Origin of the sequence: Mycetocola sp. CAN_C7, assembly GCF_015752285.1 — a bacterium.
GTDB lineage: Bacteria > Actinomycetota > Actinomycetes > Actinomycetales > Microbacteriaceae > Mycetocola_A.
This window is the reverse complement of sequence record NZ_JADOUY010000016.1, coordinates 1-2896: the sequence shown is the minus strand read 5'-3', so window position 1 is coordinate 2896 and position 2896 is coordinate 1. Positions and strand designations below refer to the sequence as shown.

Below are 2896 nucleotides of genomic sequence, written 5' to 3'. Positions count from 1 at the left end.
GAGGCGGTGATCCTCCCAGAACTCGCCGCCGCATAAGCTAGAAGCACTGACCCGCACGGTGTCGAGAAATTCCACCACTCAGCGGGACGTCACCCAGCAAGCCGGGCCACTTCTTCGCGACGTAGCCCTTTTACTCGACGGCGTTTGGTGGGCAGAAGGCCAACGTCCGAAGGCTGCACTTGCTCCCGACGAGCACGAAGGAACTTTCCGATCGCGTTGTCATCACCTGCGTCCATGCATCAACCGTACTCGCGCCCCTTTGCTCCCGATCCTGTCCCCGCCACTACCAGTTAAAGCGGGGTCACTTTGCGCGGGACTTTGCGAAGCCAACCATGCGTTCCAGACCTCCGACAGCCCAAACAGAAGGAGCAAGCATGTCACCCATCACTTCACCTTTCGGATTCTCGTCGACAGCCTCAGAGGTCGCCGAGGGAATCGAGCTCACCGGCAAACGCGCCATCATCACCGGCGGCGCCTCAGGCATCGGGATTGAGACGGCGAAGGTCCTCGCCGCCCGCGGTGCCGACGTCACACTCGCAGTGCGCAACCTCGAAGCTGGCGAGCGTACCGCGGATGCGATCATCGCCGAGACAGGGAACCTCGCCGTTCGAGCTGCCAAACTGGATGTGTCCGATCTCCAGTCCGTGCGCGATTTCGTCGCCGGGTGGACGGGTCCGTTGCACATTTTGATCAACAACGCAGGGATCATGGCCACCCCTGAGGAGCGCACCGCGAAGGGCATCGAACTGCAGTTCGCCACCAACTTCCTCGGTCACTTCGCCCTCACGGTCGGTCTGCATGATGCGCTGGCCCAGGCCGGCGGGGCACGGGTCGTGGCGTTGAGTTCGAGCGGGCACCTCATCTCGCCCGTCGTCTTCGACGACATCAACTTCCGCTTCCGGCCATACGACCCGCTGCTCGCCTACGGCCAGTCGAAGACCGCGTCAGTGCTTTTCGCGGTGGGCGCGGCTAACCGCTGGGCGAAAGCAGGCATCACTGTGAACGCTGTGATGCCCGGGGCAATCGCCACCGGCCTGCAGAAGCACACCGGCGGGCTCAAGACCCCGCCCGAGGGACGCAAGACCGTTGAGCAAGGAGCGGCCACGAGCATCTTCGTCGCCACTTCCCCTCTCTTGGCGGGAGTCAGCGGCCGCTACTTTGAGGACAACAACGAGGCCGCAACTGTTTATGACGGCAATGGCTGGATGGCAGGCGTGGCTGCTTATGCGCTCGATCTCAGCAACGCCGACCGCCTGTGGGAGCTCGCATCTCGACTCATCGCCGCATGACGAACCGACAGGGCGACGGCAGAACGAACGACCCCCACGAAACCAGGAAGAAGACAGCATCATGACCACCTCACCGATTCGCACGGTCGGATTCATTGGACTCGGCGACCAGGGGGCACCGATGGCCCGTGCCGTCGCCGGTTCCCCTTACGACCTGCAGGTCTGGGCCCGCCGTGCCGCATCGCTCGACGCTCTGCGTGATGGGACTTACACCGTTCGCGCCTCGCCTGCCGAGTTGGGTGCGGCGAGCGATATTGTGCTGCTGGTGCTTCGCGATGACGCCGACGTTGATGACGTGCTCGAGAACCAGGGGCTCCTGGGCGCGATGAAGCCAGGATCGCTCATCGTTAATCACGGTACGGGCGACCCGGAGACCGCGGTCCGGTTCGCGGAGCGAGCGGCCGAGCGCGGGATCGCCTTCCTTGATGCGCCGGTGAGCGGTGGCGGACCCGGAGCCGAAGCCCGACAGCTTGCGACGATCGTCGGTGGCCACCGGGATGCATTTGAGCGTGCCGAGCCCGTGTTCGACATGTTCTCGGCGTCCGTCGTGCACATGGGCGGGCCGGGTTCCGGTCAGGTGGCCAAGCTGCTGAACAACGCCCTCACTATGACCAACCTGAAGAACGCCGAGGATGTGCTCGCGATGGCAGCTGCGATCGGCGTCGACATTGCAGCTTTCCGGCTGCTCTTGGCCTCGAGCAGCGGAGGCAGCTTCGTGATGCAGGCGCTCGGCGCGCAAATCACGCCCGAGATCGCTCCACACCTGCAGGGCTTGATGCGCAAAGACATCGAGCACTTCGCCGATGGGGTCGGCCGTCTGGGCATCGACACCTCGACCGTGCGCGAACGCGGGTTGGCTGGAGCCGAGGGACTTTTCGCCGCCGCGGAATTGGTATCAGCCAGTATCAAAGGCTGAACTGGGCGCGGTGATCCGTCGCACCCTGCCAATCACTTGCCAAAGCAAGTCATCACTCGATCTACCAAAAACCACGAGTTGACCGGGCTCTCATTCGGCGCACGGCTGTCAAGCCCACGGCGGCCGGACGAGAGCCTGTGCGGCTCGGCTCGGCTAGGTTCCGGTTCGGCGGTCAACCAAAAAACGCTTGACTGACTGCGGCGGTGTCTTCGTATAGGTGCAAACGCACGATTGCCCCGTTGTGAACCTTGATATGCAGTGCACTGGGTGTGCTGAATCTGCGCCCCGTCGTCTCGGCAACATGAGAGAACTGTGAAAAGACAGCTGCGTCTTCGCCATCGATCAAAATCGCCTCGACGTCGACAACACTTTCTCCAGATCTGAATGCCGGCCACATGGTGCGAAAATAGTCCGCTACTTCTTGGCGTTTGGACCTTGTCCCAGTCCACGGCAGGGCGTCATCTCCGGGAACATACCAGTCGATATCCGCAGCGAATAGTGCACCTATGGCATCGGCCTCTTGCGCGCCGAGAGCCTCTAAGAACTTATTGACTACTTCTGCCGTGTTCATGGTCTCGCTTCTTCTCTCATTGGGAAGGTGACGTCCCCTGGGGTGGTGTGGTTTCCGGGGTTCTGAGCGTCGGATTGTCGACGTGGTGAGCCATCGTGGGATGGTCAGTGAGAACCGATC

At 62.4% G+C, this 2896-nt stretch carries 3 protein-coding genes; 2 read left to right on the top strand and 1 reads right to left on the bottom strand.

Features of this window, described 5'->3' with window-relative positions; genetic code table 11:
- The first annotated feature begins 374 nt into the window (after nt 1-374).
- Together IWX78_RS16290 and IWX78_RS16285 are read left to right on the top strand one after the other, a co-directional pair.
- The gene (locus IWX78_RS16290; RefSeq protein ID WP_196834688.1) at nt 375-1289 is read left to right on the top strand and encodes an SDR family NAD(P)-dependent oxidoreductase; all 915 of its coding nucleotides are present in this window, start codon (nt 375-377) and stop codon (nt 1287-1289) included.
- Between the two features lie 61 nt (nt 1290-1350).
- Nucleotides 1351-2205: an NAD(P)-dependent oxidoreductase gene (locus tag IWX78_RS16285; protein WP_196834687.1), complete on the top strand. Its 855-nt coding sequence runs from the start codon at nt 1351-1353 to the stop codon at nt 2203-2205.
- Nucleotides 2206-2377: 172 nt separating this feature from the next.
- On the opposite strand, the gene IWX78_RS16280 is transcribed toward IWX78_RS16285, so the two are convergent.
- Nucleotides 2378-2776 (bottom strand): nuclear transport factor 2 family protein, encoded by a 399-nt coding sequence (locus IWX78_RS16280; RefSeq protein WP_196834686.1) that lies wholly within the window; start codon nt 2774-2776, stop codon nt 2378-2380.
- Nucleotides 2777-2896 lie beyond the last annotated feature (120 nt).

What these genes read in the sequence shown, in the direction of transcription:
- IWX78_RS16280 (WP_196834686.1), bottom strand. Translation starts at nt 2,776, where the DNA reads ATGAACACGGCAGAAGTAGTCAATAAGTTCTTAGAGGCTCTCGGCGCG.
- IWX78_RS16285 (WP_196834687.1), top strand. Translation starts at nt 1,351, where the DNA reads ATGACCACCTCACCGATTCGCACGGTCGGATTCATTGGACTCGGCGAC.
- IWX78_RS16290 (WP_196834688.1), top strand. Translation starts at nt 375, where the DNA reads ATGTCACCCATCACTTCACCTTTCGGATTCTCGTCGACAGCCTCAGAG.